Here is a 16,840-nt window from a genome sequence, read left to right on the forward strand (position 1 = left end):
TTGTGCAATTGACTGAAGATTGCCCCTGAAGCCTGGAGATGTGACGAGGATAGGATTTTTGACGGTGGCGCAACTCGCCGTGACACCTTCCCCCGGCTGAGGGAAGGCGTTATTCGCTGCTAACCGGATTTGGCGATCATCCGGCGGTAGTTATTCAGCCATTTACCGCTGTTGAGTCGCCACCAGAAAAAGACGCCGCGCACCGTCCAGTCGAGGAACATCCCCAGCCAGACGCCGATGACGCCCATTCCCAGCTCAATGCCGAGCAGATAACCGGCCACCACGCGCGCGCCCCACATGCTGAACATCGAAACGTACATGGTGTAGCGTGCATCGCGCGCGCCCTTCAGACCGGCAGGCAGCACCCACGAGGCGGCCCACAGCGGCATAAACAGCGCGTTAAGCCAGATCAGCTGTTTCGTCACGTTAATCACCTCCGGATCGCTGGTGTAAAAGCGCGCCAGCAAACCGGCCAGCGGCACCGTCAGCAACGCCATCGCGGTCAGACAAATCGTCGCCAGCCAGAACACGTGCCGCACCTGCCGCTCCGCCTGAAACACCTGATTCTTACCCAGTCGGGTGCCGGTAATGATGGTCGACGCCGAACCGAGCGCGTTGCCCGGCAGGTTAATCAGTGAGGCGATGGAAAAGGCGATGAAGTTACCGGCGATCTCACTGGTTCCCATCCCGGCGACGAACACCTGGGTCAGTAATTTCCCGCCGTTGAACAGCACCGACTCGATGCTGGCAGGCACGCCGATACTGAGTACCTCCAGCAAAATGCTGCTGTTCCAGCGCCGGAAATAGCTCGACAGGGTGATCTTCAGCGAGGCGTTAAAGCCAATCATCAGCACGTAAATCACCGCGATCGCCCCGATATAGCGGGTGATGGTCAGCCCCAGTCCGGCCCCGATAAAGCCTAAACCATCCCAGGAGAAGCAGCCGTAAATCAATACGCTACTGATGATGATGTTGAGGATGTTCATCCCGCCGTTAATCAGCATCGGAATTTTGGTATTGCCCGCGCCCCGCAGCGCGCCGCTGCCGATCAGGGTAATGGCCGCCGCCGGATAGCTCCACGCCGAGGTTTGCAGATAGCTCAGCGCCAGCTCTTTCACTTTGGGATCGGCGGCCCCGGCTATCGCATCAATGATCAGATGGCCCCAGAACTCAATGGCGATCACCAGCACAAACGACAGCACCGTCATCATCCCCAGCGACTGTCGCGTGGCGGCGCGGGCGCGTTTGCCGTTGCGTTTTGCCAGGCTGAACGCCACCACCACCGTGGTGCCGAGGTCGATGGCGGCAAAGAAGGAGATGATCACCATATTGAAGCTGTCTGCCAGGCCTACGCCCGCCATCGCCTCTTTTCCCAGCCAGCTGACCAGGAAGGTGCTCAACACGCCCATCAGTAACACACAGGCGTTCTCGAAAAAGATAGGCACGGCTAATGGCGATATCTCACGCCAGTAGAGCGTGCGGTAAGCGCGACGTTTCGGATACCACGCCGTGCGCTTGATCGCCTGCATCACTGCTACGCCAGGATTTTGCAAAGGATTACCAAATCAGAAGGGTCGGGACAGGAGATCTAATGATGATAGTGGGCAGAGAAATATGCAAAGTCTTTCCTGCCCAAATTAATCATCGTTACAAACTTTTTATTCCGCCGACGGCAGGGGCTGCTGCGCCGCCCAGATACGCACTACGAACCTCTTCATTGTTCAGCATTTCTGCCCCGCTGCCGCTTAAGCGAATTTCGCCATTCACCATCACATAACCGCGGTCGGCCAGCTTCAGCGCATGCCGCGCATTCTGCTCCACCAGAAACAGCGTCATCCCCTGGGTCGTCAGCTCGCGCAGAATAGTGAAGATTTGCTTAACCACCAGCGGGGCGAGACCGAGGCTGGGTTCATCCAGCAACAGCAGTGCTGGCCGGCTCATCAGCGCCCGGGCAATCGCCAGCATCTGCTGCTCACCGCCGGAGAGCGTCATCGCACGCTGCCGACGCCGCTCCAGCAGGCGGGGAAACAGGCTGTACATTCGCGCCAGATCCTCTTGCTGATAACGATTGCCAATGGCGATGGTGCCCATCTGCAAATTCTCTTCCACCGTCATGTCGGCGAAGATACGGCGTCCCTCCGGTGCCTGAGCGATGCCGCTGGCGGCAATGAAATGGGTCGACTTCTGGCTGATCGGCTGCCCGCGAAAATAGATCTCCCCGCTGGCAATGCGTGGCTGACCAAAAATCGACATCAGCAGGCTCGATTTACCGGCACCGTTGGCACCAATTAGCGCCACCGTCTCACCGGCACTGACCGTCAGCGAGACGCTTTTCAGCGCCTGTAACGGGCCATAAAATAGATCGACTGCGTCAAACTGCAACAGCGGTTCAGCCATGGTTTACTCCTCTTCGTCACTGCCGAGATACGCAGCAATCACCCGCGGGTCGTGGCGAATTTGCTGCGGCGTGCCCTCGGCAATAACTTCGCCGTGGTCCAGCACCACAATCTGATCGGAGATACTCATCACCATCGGCATATCGTGCTCAATCAGCAGTACGCTGATGCGGTGATCGGCGCGCAGACGATGCAGAATGGCGCTCAGCGCCTCGGTTTCCACCGGGTTCAGCCCGGCGGCGGGCTCATCCAGACAGATCAGTTCCGGCTGGGTACACATGGCTCGCGCAATTTCCAGTCGCCGCTGCTGACCGTAAGAGAGCGTCCCGGCCAGCCGGTTAGCGCTGCTCGCCAGATCCACCGTTTCCAGCCAGTAGAAAGCGCGATCGAGCGCGCGGTTTTCCGCCGCCCGGTAGCTGCGGGTATTGAACACCCCCGCCAGCAGGTTACGGTTCACCAGCATGTGCTGCGCCACCAGCAGGTTCTCAATCACCGACATCTCACGAAACAGCCGGATATTCTGGAAGGTGCGCGCCAGCCCGGCGCGGTTAACCAGATGCGCGCCGCCAAACATTTTGTACCAGAGACGGGACCCGAGCTGAGCCGGATGAAGCCAGTCAGCGGCGTGGATTTTTTCGCCCAGCACCTGAATCACATCGGTCGAGCGCTGGTTGGCGTTGAGCTGTATGCGCCCGCCGCTGGCGCGATAAAAGCCGGTCAGACAGTTAAACACGGTGGTTTTACCGGCACCGTTCGGGCCGATTAAGGCGGTGACCGATCCGCGTTCAACCTTGAGGCTGACCTCGTTTAGCGCCCGAATACCGCCGAAGCGCATCATCAGCTTTTCGACCTGCAAGATGGCATCACTCATGGCGGGCTCCCTGGCGCAGCGGGACACCGACCCGGCTGGTGCGCACCAGTCCACGCGGTCGCCAAATCATCATCAGCACCATCAGCATGCCAAACAGCAGCACGCGATATTCGGCAAAACTGCGCAGCAGTTCCGGTGCCACGGTCAGCACAAAGGCTGCCAGAACCACGCCCAGCGTTGATCCCATGCCGCCCAGCACCACAATCGCCAGGATCAGCGCCGACTCAAAAAAGGTGAACGAGGTGGGATTAACAAATCCTTGATAGCTGGCGAAGAAGACGCCGGCGATACCGGCCGTCGACGCCCCCAGCATAAAGGCCGACAGCTTGACCAGCACGTGATTCAGCCCCATCGCCCGACAGGCGATTTCATCTTCACGTAACGCTTCCCAGGCGCGTCCGACCGGCATGCGCGTCAGGCGATGCTTGATAAACAGCACCAGCAGCACCACCAACATCAGCACCGTGAAGATAAAGATAAACTTCATGTTGGGGTTATAGCTGAGGTGGAAAAACTCATGGAACGGCACGCCGCCTTCGCGCGCACGGCGGCCAAACTCCAGCCCGAGAAAGGTTGGTGCCGGCACCGAGACGCCATTCGGTCCACCGGTAAACGACAGCCAGTTATTCAGCACCAGCCGGATAATTTCACCAAAGCCGAGCGTCACAATCGCCAGATAGTCGCCGTGCATTCGCAATACCGGAAATCCCAGCAGCGCCCCGGCGCCGGCCGCCATCAGCGCCGCAATCGGCAGCATGCTCCAGAATCCCAGCCCCAGATATTGATAACCCAACGCCAGCCCATAAGCCCCGATGGCATAGAACGCCACGTAACCGAGGTCCAGCAATCCGGCCAGTCCCACCACAATGTTCAGTCCGAGGCCGAGCAGCACATAAATCAGCCCGAGAATGGCCACTGTCAGCAGGTATTTGGTTGAAAACAGCGGGAACAGACAAGCGGCGATCAGCAGCAGCGGGATGATCCAGCGCAGCCGCGAACGGTAACCGGGTTCACGCACGTATACCCCGCCGCCCTCGCCGTCAAATTTACGCAGTAGCGCCTTACCGCTGCGGGTTTGCAGAAACAGGCTGAACAGCAGGCGTCCCGCCATCACGATAGCGACCAGCACCGCCACCCGCAGCGGCTCAGGCCGGAACTGGTAGCCCTCCAGCACGATGCCGACAATTGGGCCAAATACCACCAGTGCGATTAACCCGGCCAGCACCGTTTCCCGCAGCGTTTGGCCCAGATTCACTCCCTGATTGGTTTGATTCATCTCAGCGTCCTCACACTTTTGCCACCAGCGGGCGACCCAGTAATCCCTGCGGGCGGAAGATTAAGATCACCACCAGTAACGCAAAGGAGAACACATCTTTGTAATCAGAATTCACCAGCCCGGCGAACTGTGCCTCCGCCACGCCGAGCAGCAGGCCGCCCAGCATCGCGCCCGGCAGCGAACCGATACCGCCGAGTACCGCCGCGGTGAACGCTTTGATGCCAATAATGAAGCCGGCGTAAAAATCGAAGGTGCCGTAGTTCATCGTCACCAGCACCCCGGCCAGACCGGCCATCGACGCGCCAATCATAAACACCAGGGAAATCACCCGATCGGTATTAATCCCGAGGATCGCCGCCATCCGCCGATCCTGCTGCACCGCCCGGCAAATGCGTCCCAGCCGGGTGTACTGGATGATCCAGGTCAGCAGCGCCATGCCGCAGGCCGCCGCCAGCAGAATAAATATCTTGGTCCAGGTGATCTGCACCACGCCGCTCGCCAGCTCCAGCCGCAATACGCCGCTCAACAGCGTGGGTACGCCCTGCTGATTAGGTCCCTGGCTGAGCTGCACATAGTTTTGCAGGATCAGCGACATGCCGATGGCGGAGATCAACGGGGCCAGCCGGGTGGAGTTGCGCAGCGGACGATAGGCGATGCGTTCGATGGTCCAGCCATAGACGGCGGTGATGACGATGGTGAACAGCAGCGTCCCGAAGATCAGCAGCGGAAACGAGTGAATACCGAATGCCGAGAGCAGCGCCAGACCGATGGCGCACAGATAAGCGGACAGCATGTAGACCTCGCCGTGGGCGAAGTTGATCATGCCGATAATGCCGTAAACCATGGTATAGCCAATGGCAATCAGGCCATAAACTGCGCCCAGCGTCAGGCCATTCACCATTTGCTGTAAAAAGAAGGCATCCATAGCAAAAGTCTCACTGCGGGAGCCCGTCGCACCGGCTCCGGAAAAGGTATGCCTGAGTGACGCGTTGCCGCGCCCTCCGGCTGTCGCCCGACTGTTTCAGGCTGTAATCGCGGGGATTACAGCCTGGCGGTTTACTCAGAGCTGATGATATTTTCCTTTGTCATCCCACTGATACACCACGTAGTCAGAGACTTTTAAATCCCCTTTGCTATCCCAGGACTTTTTGCCCATCACGGTATCAACGCTATTGGCTTTGAGCCATTCGCTGGCTTTTTCGTTATCCTTGCCGGCGCCTTTGTAGGCCGCAGCAATCGCCTGAATCGAGGCATAGGCATAAAGGGTATAGCCTTCAGGTTCGAAACCGCCGGCACGGAATTTTTCAATCACCGCTTTGCCATCGGCAATCTGGCGTGGATCGTTGCCAAAGGTCATATAGACCCCTTTGGTGTATTGCGGCCCACCGGCGGCGGTCACCATCTCTTCGGTTACGATACAGTCACCGGAGAAGAAGTCGGCTTTCACTCCCTGCTCACGCATCTGACGCACCAGCGGCCCCGCTTCCGGGTGACAACCGCCAAAGTAGACCACGTCAGGTTTTAACTGGCCGATTTTGGTCACCAGCGCGTTAAAATCTTTCTCGCCGCGCGATAAACCTTCATACATCGCCTCTTTGACGCCGCGTTTCTCCAGTGCGGCTTTAGTGGCATCCGCCAGCCCCTGGCCGTAGGTATCTTTATCGTGGATCACCACGACTTTCTTCGCCTTCAGTTTGTCGAGGATGAAATTCGCCGCGATTGCACCCTGCTGGTCGTCACGTCCACACATGCGGAACATGGTTTTCATGCCCCGTTCGGTGATTTTCGGATTGGTGGAGCCGGGCGTAATCGCCAGCACGCCCGCTTCGTCATACACCTCGGAGGCAGGCATGGTGGAAGAAGAACAGAAGTGGCCGACTACCGCATTCACTTTGTCCTGATCCACCAGACGGTTGGCGACGGACACCGCCTGCTTCGGTTCACAGGCATCATCGCCCTGAACCAGCACGATTTTCTCGCCGTTAATGCCGCCCGCCGCGTTGATATCGGCCGCAGCCTGCGAGGCACCTTTCCAGTACTGTGCACCATAGGTGGCGTTCGGACCGGAGAAAGGTCCGGCGACGCCAATTTTAATATCGGCGTGCGCCGATAACGCGGTCATTAAACATCCGGCCATGACGAACTTGATAGGGAACTTGATCACTTTCACAGACATGCGGTCATCCTCAACAGGGTTAAGAGCCAATGCAAATCAGGAGAAATCAGTTTCTGAACAGAGTGTGGAAAGCGGTATTACCGGATGCGGCCAGCCGCACCACGGAAGATCTAAGCAATAATCTCGCCATAAAAGCTGCGGCGGTGAAAATAATCCGCACGGCGGATGAAGGCGACCTGGCACCTGAATGTCGGGTCACCGATCACTAACAATAGAGCGGCGCGGCCAACACACCAGCACCAGGTTGGTGCAAAATGCGGTCGATCACAGATTCTTCACCAATCTCTGCAACAAACCCGCTAAGCTTGGGCAAAACACGGTAACAAATGGAAGGAGAAACCATGCCGACACAACGGAAAAACCTGACCAGCCAGCAAGCGCTGGATGAACTTGAGCGCTTGTATGAGGGCGCGGTCGATGCGCTGCGCACGGCAATCAAAGCCTTCACCGAGGATGGCACGTTGCCGGATGCGGCAGAACGCGCCCAGGGGTTATTCGTTTACCCCGAGTTGCGCATTACCTGGCACGGCGAAGGACCGCAGCAGAACCGCACCCGCGCATGGGGACGTTTTACCCACACCGGCAGCTACAGCACCACCATCACCCGCCCTGCGCTGCTGCGGCACTATATTGCTGAACAGCTGGCGATGCTGGAGAAAGAGTATCGGCTGGAGATTGATGTCGGGCCTTCCACTCAGGAGATCCCTTATCCTTACGTGATTGACGGTTCCGACCTGTCGCTGGATCGCACCATGAGCGCCGGGATTGCCCGCCACTTTCCGACCACCGAACTGTCGCAGATTGGCGATGAGACCGCCGATGGCCTGTTCCATGCCGACGCCCGCTTTCCACTGTCGCACTTCGACGCGCTGAGAACCGACTTCTCACTGGCCCGTCTGCGCCACTACACCGGCACCGCCGTCGATCATTTCCAGCCGTTTGTGCTGTTCACCAACTACACCCGTTATGTTGACGAGTTCGTGCGCTGGGCGATTGAGCAGGTCCGCGATCCCAACACGCCGTATGACAGCCTGGCCTGTGCCGGAGACGTGGTGCTGACGGCCGATACCGCCAACAGCGAATCGATGCTTTCCGACCTCGCCTGGAAAAAACATCAGATGCCCGCCTGGCATCTCACCTCGCCCAACCGCCGCGGTATTACGCTGATCAATATTGGCGTCGGCCCGTCGAATGCTAAAACCATCTGCGATCATCTGGCGGTAATGCGCCCACACGCCTGGCTGATGATTGGTCACTGTGGCGGCCTGCGCGAAAGTCAGCGGATTGGCGACTACGTGCTGGCGCACGCGTATCTGCGCGACGATCACGTTCTCGACAGCGTGCTGCCGCCGGACATCCCGGTGCCGAGCATTGCGGAAGTGCAGCGTGCCTTGTATGACGCCACCAAGACGGTGAGCGGCATGCCGGGCGAAGAGGTGAAACAGCGCCTGCGTACCGGCACCGTCGTCACCACCGATGACCGAAACTGGGAGTTGCGCTATTCAGCCTCGGCACTGCGTTTCAACCTGAGCCGCGCGGTGGCGGTCGATATGGAGAGCGCCACCATCGCGGCGCAGGGTTATCGCTTCCGCGTTCCTTACGGCACTCTGCTCTGCGTCTCGGATAAGCCGCTGCACGGTGAAATTAAGCTGCCGGGCCAGGCGAACCGTTTTTATGAAGGGGCCATCTCGGAGCATCTGCAGATCGGCATTCATGCGGTTGAGTTGCTGCGTGCCGAAGGCGATAAGCTGCATTCGCGTAAGTTGCGGACGTTTAATGAGCCGCCTTTCCGGTAAGATTCGACGCCTGTCGGCGGGAGGGTTCGCGGCGCGAACGGGCTTTCGCTTGAGAGCCAGCGTGCGGCGTTTTTAGGTTCGCTGCGCGAACGGGCTATAAGCAGGTTTCGTTCGCTGGCCGGCAGCGGGTTGGTTCGCTGCGCGAACGGGCTATGAGCAGGTTTCGTTCGCCTGCCGGTAGCGGGCTGCGGTTCGCTGCGCGAATTGGCTATGAGCAGGTTTCGTTCGCTGGCTGGCAGCGGGCTGGGGTTCGCTGCGCGAATTGGCTATGAGCAGGTTTCGTTCGCTGGCCGGCAGCGGCAGTTTCAGTTTCGCCGCTGCCGGCGACCGACAAGGGGCCGCCAGTCGCCGCGCCCCCTTGACCCCGGGCTCCGGCCTGCTTCACCGCCGCTTCGCGGTCCCTTCGCCTCTTCCGGATTTCTTACGGAACACCGGGACGCGCCATCCCTGGCGCGATCCCGCCTCTTCGCGACATCCCTGTCGCTCGTCCTGAAATCCCTCATCCGCTCAGCGCTTCAGATGGCCTTACAAAACCCTCGCTGTGATTTCTTTTTTTCTTTGTTTGGTGCTGCGTTGCTGTGGGGCGTGAGCAATATTACTTTCAGCGTTGCTGTTACGTTCAGGGACGTTAGCCGCCAGAAAAAAGAAAGTATCCCTGCCACCAGCCATCAGGCAAAACCAGTCCATATACAAGAAAGAAAGTTTACAGACGAGGTTTTACCAGAGGCGTCCGCAGCGCTGAGGAGTGAGCGGAGGCCAGGAGAGCCGACAGGAGGTCGGCGAAAGGACGGATCGCGCCAGGGAAGGCGCGTCCGGCCGGTCCGTCGGCCGCAGGGAGTGACGAAGGCACCGCGCGTAGCGTGGCGCGCAGGCCGCCGGACGCCGGGATTGTTAAGGGGCGGGCGTCCGCCCCTTGACGCGTCCGCCTGCTCAGGCAGGCTGAAACTCCCCACCGCCTGGCGGACGGAACCCACTCAATGTCAGCCCGCCGCCAGACGTAACCCGCTCCATTTGCAAGACCACAGCAGGCGTACCGCTGCACAGTGTATACCCAGTGCAAAGCGCACCTCCGCCAGGCGTACTCCACCAGCCACCAGACGACACTAAGCCCTGTAACAAGAAAGAAAGCTTACAGACGAGGTTTTACCAGAGGCGTCCGCAGCGCTGAGGAGTGAGCGGAGGCCAGGAGAGCCGACAGGAGGTCGGCGAAATGATGGATCGCGCCAGGGAAGGCGCGTCCGGCCGGTCCGTCGGCCGCAGGGAGTGACGAAGGCACCGCGCGAAGCGTGGCGCGCAGGCCGCCGGACGCCGGGATTGTTAAGGGGCGGGCGTCCGCCCCTTGACGCGTCCGCCTGTTAGGACATGCTGAAACTCCCCACCGCCTGGCGGACGTAACCCGCTCAATGTCAGCCCGACGCCAGACGTAACCCTCTCAATGCCAGCCCGACGCCAGACGTAACCCGCTCCATACCAGCCCGCCGCCAGGCGTAACCCGCTGAATGTCAGCCCACAGCACACGCTGCACAGCGTTAAACCACTGCCAGCCGGCCGCTGCGCATTCAGGCGCTCAGCCACCCCAACTTAATCACAAACAGAATCGACAGGATCACCAGCGCCGCGTTGACCTCTTTGGTGCGGCCACTCAGCAGCTTCACCAGCGTCCAGGTAATAAAACCAAACGCGATACCGTTGGCGATCGAATAAGTCAGCGGCATCGCCAGCGCTGTAACGGTGACCGGTGCGGCGGTGGTGATATTTTTCCAGTCAATCTCTGCCAGACCCGAGGCCATCAGCACGGCGACAAACAGTAAGGCAGGCGCAGTCGCATAGACCGGCACGCTGGAGGCGAGCGGCGAGAAGAACAGCGCCAGCAGGAACAGCACTGCGACCACAATCGCCGTCAGACCGGTACGGCCGCCCGCGCTGACGCCAGCCGCAGATTCCACATAGCTGGTGGTGGTCGAGGTGCCCAGCAGCGAACCAAACAGCGCAGCCGCGCTGTCAGCGATCAGCGCCCGGCCCATCTTCGGAACGTTGCCCTGCTCATCCGCCAGGCCGGCACGTTTGGTCACGCCCAGCAGCGTACCGGTATTGTCGAACACATCAACAAACAGGAAGGCGAAAATCACGCTCACCAGACCAACGTTAAAGGCACCGGCAATGTCCAGCTGCATAAAGGTCGGCGCGATCGACGGCGGTGCAGAGAACACGCCAGCAAACGGCGACAGGCCGATACCCATCGAAATAAAGGTCACCAGTAAGATGCCAATCAGTACCGCGCCAGTTACACGACGCGCTTCCAGCACCACAATCACGATAAACCCAAGCATCGCCAGCAGCGGCCCCGGCTTGGTCAGATCGCCAATCCCCACCAGGGTGGCCGGGTTATCAACCACAATGCCCGCCCCTTCCAGCGCAATCAGCGCCAGAAACAGCCCGATACCGGCACCAATACCGGCGCGCAGCGGCAGCGGAATGCTGGCAATGATCCATTCGCGGATTTTAAAAATCGACAGCGCAAAGAAGATCACCGCTGACAGGAATACCGCGCCCAGCGCCACCTGCCAGGTGTAGCCCATGTGCAGCACCACGGTATAGGTAAAGAAGGCGTTCAGCCCCATGCCCGGTGCCAGTGCAATCGGATAGTTAGCGATCAGCCCCATCAGCACGCAGCCAATCGCCGCCGCCAGACAGGTGGCCACAAACACCGCGCCTTTATCCATGCCGGTGGCACCCAGAATGCTCGGGTTGACAAACAGAATGTAAGCCATCGCCAGGAAGGTGGTGATCCCGGCGATAATCTCGGTGCGAACCGTAGTGTTGTGTGCTTTGAGTTTGAATAATTTTTCTAACATCATCATCTCTCGATACAGGAGACGTCACGAATGTGCGTTCTCACTTGCCAAAGGGGTTTGCATGCTGATTATTCTGTTTCCGGTACAGCGAAACGGGCTGCTGCATACTCGCTAGCCTGAATTCGGTGAAAAACGTCTATTGACCCACAGCCCAAAGCAATTGCCATGCCACAAGCTGACGCAATCGATTACCTGGCGGGCCGCACGACGGCTAAGACAATTCCGAACCAAAACAAGGCGCGATTATGGTGCAATGCACTGATTGTGCGCAATCGTTTTCCTGCGGCGACATTGAGGGGCGGAAAAACTCTGCGCCAGCGCACGATTCCGCACTCTGCCAGGCGAAGCTGGTCACGTTTCAGCAGGCTCAGACAGCAACCGTTGTTAGCCTGTGTACACTCCAGAATTAACTCTTTCGTAACATTGGGGCCGCGCAATGAAGCCAGCGATTTTGGTGGTGGATGATGATCTGGCCGTCTGCGACGTGTTGCAGGACGCGCTAAGTGAACATGTGTTCAATGTCTTCAGCTGTCATCAGGGCAAAGAGGCCCTGACGATGCTCCATCAGCACCCGGAGATTGGGCTGGTGATGCTGGATATGATGCTGCCGGATACCAATGGCCTGCTGGTGTTGCAGCAGTTACAGCGCCAGCGGCCTGACGTGCTGGTGATTATGCTGACCGGAATGGGATCGGAAGCGGAAATGGTGGTCGGGCTGGAGATGGGCGCGGATGATTATATTGCCAAACCGTTTAATCCACGGGTGGTGGTAGCACGGGCACGGGCTGCCCTGCGCCGGGGAGGACGCCTGCTGTCGGCCGAACAGCATCAGGAGGGCTGGCGCTTTAACGGCTGGCAACTCGACGAGAGCCGCTGCCAGCTATTTAATCCGCAACGCGAACTGGTGCCGCTGACGCAGGGCGAATATAGCCTGTTGCGCGCGCTGGTGCGTCATGCCCGCAAGGTGCTGACCCGCGATCAGCTGCTGGAGCTGACCCACAGCGAAACGCTCGATGTATTCGATCGCACTATCGACGTGCTGATCATGCGGCTGCGGCGTAAGATCGAAACCAATCCGCATCAGCCCAATCTGATCCGCACCATTCGCGGCCTCGGCTATGTTTTTTCCGCCGATGTGGCCAAACCCGATACGCTGGCGCGCACCAGCCAGATTGCCTGACTGACCGCGCCGCGCCTGCCCTGCTCACGGTAGCCAGTGCGCATAATCGTTGCACAGCAGCCAGCGCGGCGTCTCATCCTCCTGCAGTGGATTGAAACGTGCCAGCGGCGTTAGAAACACGTTGTCATTTTCGTCATCATTCGGCATCGACACTTCGCCCACCAGCACGTCGCCGAAGCCGTTCTCGCCCCAGAAACTGTGCCAGATGCCCGCGTCCAGCGTCACGCTTTCACCCGGCGACAGCCGCAGCTGCGAGCCGGCAGCGTGCAACTGACGCATGCCGTCGAGCGTCACCGCGACCGCCGAATGCGCCAGTCCGTCGCCGTCACGGTTATGTATTTCGATAATCAGATTGCCGCCGCCGCGATTGATAATGTCTTCCATTTTCTGCGGATGATAGTGCATTGGCGTCCGCTGACCTTCACGCACGTGCATCACCTTTTCGGCATAGGGTTTGTGCCACGGATGCCCGCCCGGTGAACCGTTACGCAGGGTAAACAGCGTCAGACCGGTGTGCAGAAAGTCAGCCGCGCCAAAACTGGTCAGATCCCAGCCCAGCCGCAGCGCCAGAATTTCCTGCGCCTGCTGGCGATCCTGAGCGCGCCACTGGCTGAGGCTGAAATCGGCCCACGGCGGCAAATGCACATCCTGACGCATCAGAAATTCGCGGGTCAGTTGCAGGTAGTGATTCACCTCTGAACGTTGCATTGTGGCCTCCTGTGGGCGGCACCCGACGGTGCCGCCGGTGGCTTATTTCACCGTCCAGCCCTGATAGCTGCCGATGTTGTTACGATCGATCAGCTTCACCGGAATCAGCACCGGCTTATCGGGTGCCGGTTTGCCCTGCAGAATGTCATAGCCGATCTCCACCGCTTTGGCCGCCATCACCTGCGGGTCCTGCGCCGGCGTAGCGACGAACAGCGAGTTCTTACGTTTCAGCGCCTCTTCACCGTCCGGCGATCCATCGACGCCGACAATAAAGAATTCGTTACGCTGCGCCTGTTTGGCCGCCAGATCGGCTCCAATCGCCGTTGGATCGTTGATGGCGAATACCGCATCGATCTTCGGATTAGCTGACAGCAGACCGGTCATCACTTCCAGCCCCCCTTCGCGGCTGCCTTTGGCGTTCTGGTTGTAAGAGAGCAGCTTGATATCCGGATGGCGCTTCAGCTCGGTCATACAGCCCTCAACGCGGTTCTGTACCGCTGAGACCGGCGGCCCGTTGATGATCACCACGTTGCCTTTGGCTTTCAGACGGTCAGAAATATATTTACACGCCATCACCCCGGCCTCGGTGTTATCCGAGGTGATGGTGGCGTTGGCACCATCGGCCGCCACGTCAACCGCCACCACCACGATGCCGGCGTCCCGCGCCCGTTTCACCGCCGGGGCGATGCCTTTGGAATCGGCGGCGTTGAGGATGATCATATCGACTTTCGCCGCGATAAAGTTATCGATCTGGCCGACCTGCTGACCGAGATCGTAGCCGCTGGAGACCAGCGTCACGTTAACCTTATCCCCCGCCAGTTCCCGCGCTTTCATCTCCGCACCTTTGGTAATCTGCACGAAAAACGGGTTCGCCAGATCGCCGACCGTCACGCCGATAGATTTGAGTTCTTTTGCCTGAGCCATGCCGGTACTGAACAGCGTCGCCGCCAGCAGTCCGGTTACAATCGGATTAAAACGCATAGACCTTCTCCTGCGGTTATCAAAGTGCCAACGACTAAATGGCGTTTTTATGGCGGCGGACGCGCCACTGCGCATCCCCCCTTCCAGCCTTAACTCACGTGATGGCGGGTGCGATATTTGTCGATCAGCACCGCAATAATGATCACCGCGCCCTTGATCACCAGCTGCCAGAAATAGGAGACGCCCATCAGCGTCATGCCGTTATTCAGGGTGGCGATAATCAGCGCGCCAATCAGCGTACCGGTAATGGTGCCAATGCCGCCGACGAAACTGGTGCCGCCGAGGATCACCGCAGCAATGGCATCCAGCTCATAGCCGACGCCGAGGTTACCGTTGGCGCTGTAGAGCCGCGAGGCGCTCATCAGTCCGCCCAGCCCCGACAGCAGGCCGCTCATGCCGTAGACAAAAATCAGCACCATGCCGACCTTGATGCCGGTCAGGCGGGCCGCCTGCATGTTGCCGCCCACCGCGTAGATATGCACCCCAAGCGTGGTACGGCGCAGGATAAACCAGCAGATAGCGATGACGGCGAATGCGATCACAATCAGCCACGGCACCGGGCCGAGATAGCCGTTGCCGATCCATTCAAAATTAATATCGGAGTTGATTACCGTGGTGCCGTCCGCCAGCAGATAGGCCGCTCCGCGCAGCGCGGTATAGGTGCCGAGCGTGACGATAAACGGCGGCAGTCCGGCCCACGCCACCAGCACCCCGTTGAACAGCCCCATCACCAGTCCGGCCCCCAGCGCCATCGGAATGGTCATTGAGGCCAGCATCGGATCGAGCGACGCCACCAGCGCCACCACCGCGGTGGTGCCCAGCATCGATCCGACCGACAAGTCGATGCCGCCGGTCAGGATGACAAAGGTCATGCCCGCCGCCAGCACGATATTGATTGAGGCCTGGCGGGTAATGTTCAGCAGGTTCGCTTCGGTGAAAAAGTTCGGCGTAACAAAGCCAAACACCGCCACGATCAGGATCAGAATCGGCAGGATACCGACGGTTTGCAGCAGATCGCCCATCAGCGCGCGTTTCAGCGTTGGGGCTTTGGTCCGGGCCAGTTGTGTCATGATGGTATCCTTATACCTCGAGCGGTGACGCGCTGTGCGCACCGGTTGCCAGCGTCATAATATTTTCCTGACTGATGTTGCTGCCTTCCAGCTCACCGACAATGGTGCCTTCGTGCATCACGTAAACGCGGTCGCTCATCCCGACCACCTCCGGCAGTTCGCTGGAGATCATTAAAATCGCCACGCCCTGCCGCGCCATCTGCTGCATCATGCGATAAATTTCGCTCTTCGCGCCGACATCGACGCCACGCGTCGGCTCGTCAAGGATCAGAATGCGCGGGCCAATCGCCACCCAGCGCGATATCAGCAGCTTCTGCTGATTACCGCCGGAGAGTCCGCCAGCCCGAACCTGGGCATGCGGCACCCGGATATTGAGTGAAGCGATCGCCTCATTGGCAATCGACTGCCCTTTGCGACGGTCGAGCATGCCGTAGCTGGCATCACGCTCCAGCGTGGCCATCACGATGTTTTCCTGCGCCGCCATCTCCAGAAACAGCCCCTGCTCTTTGCGGTTCTCGGTCAGAAAACCGATGCCGCGCGCAATCGCCTCACGGGGTGAGCGGATCGTGACTTTTTCGCCATCGATCCAGATTTCGCCATCTTTCGGTGAATGTACGCCAAAAATCAGCTGCGCCAGTTCGCTGCGTCCTGCACCGACCAGCCCGGCCAGCGCCACGATTTCACCGGCCCGCACCGCCAGACTGCAGGGATGAATTTTGCCGCCGTCGGTGAGGTGATTCACCGCCAGTCGGATATCGCCGAGCGGAATGGCGCGGTCCTTATTGAACAGATCGCTAAGCGGTCGCCCGACCATCATCCGCACCAGTTCGCTGGCGTTGAGCTGTTCGCGGGTCAGGCTGCCGACATACTGGCCGTCGCGCAGCACGCTGACCCGGTCGGACAGCTCATAGACTTCGGCCATCCGATGACTGATGTAGATGATCGCCATCCCTTCACTGCGCAGCCGTTTAATCAGCGCAAACAGCTGTTCGGTCTCGCGGTTGGATAGCGCCGCAGTGGGCTCATCCATCACCAGAATGCGGCTGTTACGCTGCAGCGCACGGGCAATCTCCACCTGCTGCTGCTCGGCAATGCTCAGCCGGCTGACCAAATCCCAGGCGCTGAACTGCGCGCCCAGCCGGTCGATAACCCGCTGCGCCTGCTCCGCCATCTGCCGCCGCTTCACCAGCCCACCAGGCGCGATTTCGCTGCCGAGGAAGATGTTCTCCGCCACCGTCAGATTGGGTGCCAGATTGATCTCCTGATAGATCAGGGTAATCCCTGCGGCCAGCGCCTCTTTGGGCCCCTTAAGCGCATAGGGTTTACCTTCGATTAAAATTTCCCCGCTGCTGGCGGTATAGGCACCGGCCAGAATCTTCATCAGCGTACTTTTACCGGCACCGTTCTCGCCCATCAGGGCGTGAACTTCGCCGGGATAGACGGTGAGATCGACCCCTTTGAGGGCATAAAAACTGCCGAAGCGCCGGGTGATCTCCCGCATTTCCAGTATCGGTGTGGCTGTCATCGGCCG

The 16,840-nt window shown here is 59.4% G+C and carries 14 protein-coding genes; 3 read left to right on the top strand and 11 right to left on the bottom strand.

The features are described 5' to 3' along the window. Window positions 1–119 precede the first annotated feature (119 nt). From AC6I8I_RS11535 to AC6I8I_RS11560, 6 genes are all read right to left on the bottom strand, one after another. Window positions 120–1,529 (bottom strand): EmmdR/YeeO family multidrug/toxin efflux MATE transporter, encoded by a 1,410-nt coding sequence (locus AC6I8I_RS11535; RefSeq protein ID WP_312056535.1) that lies wholly within the window; start codon window positions 1,527–1,529, stop codon window positions 120–122. Between the two features lie 118 nt (window positions 1,530–1,647). Continuing rightward, the gene (locus AC6I8I_RS11540) at window positions 1,648–2,397 is read right to left on the bottom strand and encodes an ABC transporter ATP-binding protein (RefSeq protein WP_497827861.1); all 750 of its coding nucleotides are present in this window, start codon (window positions 2,395–2,397) and stop codon (window positions 1,648–1,650) included. 3 nt (window positions 2,398–2,400) lie between these two features. Next, on the bottom strand, window positions 2,401–3,267 hold the full coding sequence (locus tag AC6I8I_RS11545) for an ABC transporter ATP-binding protein (RefSeq protein WP_312056539.1): 867 nt from the start codon (window positions 3,265–3,267) through the stop codon (window positions 2,401–2,403). Then, window positions 3,260–4,543 carry a high-affinity branched-chain amino acid ABC transporter permease LivM gene (livM, locus tag AC6I8I_RS11550; RefSeq protein WP_497827862.1) on the bottom strand — a complete coding sequence of 428 codons (1,284 nt, stop codon included), beginning with the start codon at window positions 4,541–4,543 and terminating at the stop codon, window positions 3,260–3,262. Before livM ends, AC6I8I_RS11545 begins: the two co-directional genes overlap by 8 nt. A gap of 10 nt (window positions 4,544–4,553) precedes the next feature. Next, window positions 4,554–5,468 carry an ABC transporter permease subunit gene (locus AC6I8I_RS11555; RefSeq protein ID WP_312056543.1) on the bottom strand — a complete coding sequence of 305 codons (915 nt, stop codon included), beginning with the start codon at window positions 5,466–5,468 and terminating at the stop codon, window positions 4,554–4,556. 135 nt (window positions 5,469–5,603) lie between these two features. After that, a complete protein-coding gene (locus AC6I8I_RS11560) occupies window positions 5,604–6,719 on the bottom strand; it encodes a branched-chain amino acid ABC transporter substrate-binding protein (protein WP_497827863.1) in 1,116 nt (371 codons plus the stop codon). Between the two features lie 29 nt (window positions 6,720–6,748). Between AC6I8I_RS11560 and AC6I8I_RS11565 the strand changes: the two genes are divergently transcribed. Then, complete coding sequence (locus AC6I8I_RS11565; protein ID WP_312056547.1) at window positions 6,749–6,928, top strand: hypothetical protein; 180 nt, start codon at window positions 6,749–6,751, stop codon at window positions 6,926–6,928. A gap of 132 nt (window positions 6,929–7,060) precedes the next feature. Beyond that, a complete protein-coding gene (locus AC6I8I_RS11570) occupies window positions 7,061–8,515 on the top strand; it encodes an AMP nucleosidase (RefSeq protein ID WP_312056549.1) in 1,455 nt (484 codons plus the stop codon). A gap of 1,559 nt (window positions 8,516–10,074) precedes the next feature. Here the strand turns inward: AC6I8I_RS11570 and AC6I8I_RS11575 are convergent. After that, entirely contained in the window at window positions 10,075–11,373 is a 1,299-nt protein-coding gene (locus AC6I8I_RS11575) for an NCS2 family permease (RefSeq protein WP_497828656.1), read from the bottom strand. 433 nt (window positions 11,374–11,806) lie between these two features. Between AC6I8I_RS11575 and AC6I8I_RS11580 the strand changes: the two genes are divergently transcribed. After that, window positions 11,807–12,550, top strand: a complete 744-nt coding sequence (locus AC6I8I_RS11580; protein ID WP_312056678.1) for a response regulator — start codon at window positions 11,807–11,809, stop codon at window positions 12,548–12,550. A 24-nt stretch (window positions 12,551–12,574) separates the two neighbouring features. On the opposite strand, the gene AC6I8I_RS11585 is transcribed toward AC6I8I_RS11580, so the two are convergent. From AC6I8I_RS11585 to AC6I8I_RS11600, 4 genes are all read right to left on the bottom strand, one after another. Further along, on the bottom strand, window positions 12,575–13,258 hold the full coding sequence (locus tag AC6I8I_RS11585; RefSeq protein WP_312056677.1) for a D-lyxose/D-mannose isomerase: 684 nt from the start codon (window positions 13,256–13,258) through the stop codon (window positions 12,575–12,577). Window positions 13,259–13,300: 42 nt separating this feature from the next. Then, complete coding sequence (locus AC6I8I_RS11590; RefSeq protein WP_031378038.1) at window positions 13,301–14,239, bottom strand: ABC transporter substrate-binding protein; 939 nt, start codon at window positions 14,237–14,239, stop codon at window positions 13,301–13,303. 89 nt (window positions 14,240–14,328) lie between these two features. Continuing rightward, window positions 14,329–15,309 carry an ABC transporter permease subunit gene (locus AC6I8I_RS11595; protein ID WP_031378037.1) on the bottom strand — a complete coding sequence of 327 codons (981 nt, stop codon included), beginning with the start codon at window positions 15,307–15,309 and terminating at the stop codon, window positions 14,329–14,331. A gap of 10 nt (window positions 15,310–15,319) precedes the next feature. Beyond that, window positions 15,320–16,834, bottom strand: coding sequence for a sugar ABC transporter ATP-binding protein (locus AC6I8I_RS11600; RefSeq protein WP_312056675.1), 1,515 nt, complete (start codon window positions 16,832–16,834; stop codon window positions 15,320–15,322). Window positions 16,835–16,840 lie beyond the last annotated feature (6 nt).

Source organism: Pantoea sp. X-Soil-YNGN-775, from assembly GCF_059730575.1.

What these genes read in the sequence shown, in the direction of transcription:
- AC6I8I_RS11535 (WP_312056535.1), bottom strand. Translation starts at nt 1,529, where the DNA reads ATGCAGGCGATCAAGCGCACGGCGTGGTATCCGAAACGTCGCGCTTAC.
- AC6I8I_RS11540 (WP_497827861.1), bottom strand. Translation starts at nt 2,397, where the DNA reads ATGGCTGAACCGCTGTTGCAGTTTGACGCAGTCGATCTATTTTATGGC.
- AC6I8I_RS11545 (WP_312056539.1), bottom strand. Translation starts at nt 3,267, where the DNA reads ATGAGTGATGCCATCTTGCAGGTCGAAAAGCTGATGATGCGCTTCGGC.
- livM (WP_497827862.1), bottom strand. Translation starts at nt 4,543, where the DNA reads ATGAATCAAACCAATCAGGGAGTGAATCTGGGCCAAACGCTGCGGGAA.
- AC6I8I_RS11555 (WP_312056543.1), bottom strand. Translation starts at nt 5,468, where the DNA reads ATGGATGCCTTCTTTTTACAGCAAATGGTGAATGGCCTGACGCTGGGC.
- AC6I8I_RS11560 (WP_497827863.1), bottom strand. Translation starts at nt 6,719, where the DNA reads ATGTCTGTGAAAGTGATCAAGTTCCCTATCAAGTTCGTCATGGCCGGA.
- AC6I8I_RS11565 (WP_312056547.1), top strand. Translation starts at nt 6,749, where the DNA reads ATGCAAATCAGGAGAAATCAGTTTCTGAACAGAGTGTGGAAAGCGGTA.
- AC6I8I_RS11570 (WP_312056549.1), top strand. Translation starts at nt 7,061, where the DNA reads ATGCCGACACAACGGAAAAACCTGACCAGCCAGCAAGCGCTGGATGAA.
- AC6I8I_RS11575 (WP_497828656.1), bottom strand. Translation starts at nt 11,373, where the DNA reads ATGATGTTAGAAAAATTATTCAAACTCAAAGCACACAACACTACGGTT.
- AC6I8I_RS11580 (WP_312056678.1), top strand. Translation starts at nt 11,807, where the DNA reads ATGAAGCCAGCGATTTTGGTGGTGGATGATGATCTGGCCGTCTGCGAC.
- AC6I8I_RS11585 (WP_312056677.1), bottom strand. Translation starts at nt 13,258, where the DNA reads ATGCAACGTTCAGAGGTGAATCACTACCTGCAACTGACCCGCGAATTT.
- AC6I8I_RS11590 (WP_031378038.1), bottom strand. Translation starts at nt 14,239, where the DNA reads ATGCGTTTTAATCCGATTGTAACCGGACTGCTGGCGGCGACGCTGTTC.
- AC6I8I_RS11595 (WP_031378037.1), bottom strand. Translation starts at nt 15,309, where the DNA reads ATGACACAACTGGCCCGGACCAAAGCCCCAACGCTGAAACGCGCGCTG.
- AC6I8I_RS11600 (WP_312056675.1), bottom strand. Translation starts at nt 16,834, where the DNA reads ATGACAGCCACACCGATACTGGAAATGCGGGAGATCACCCGGCGCTTC.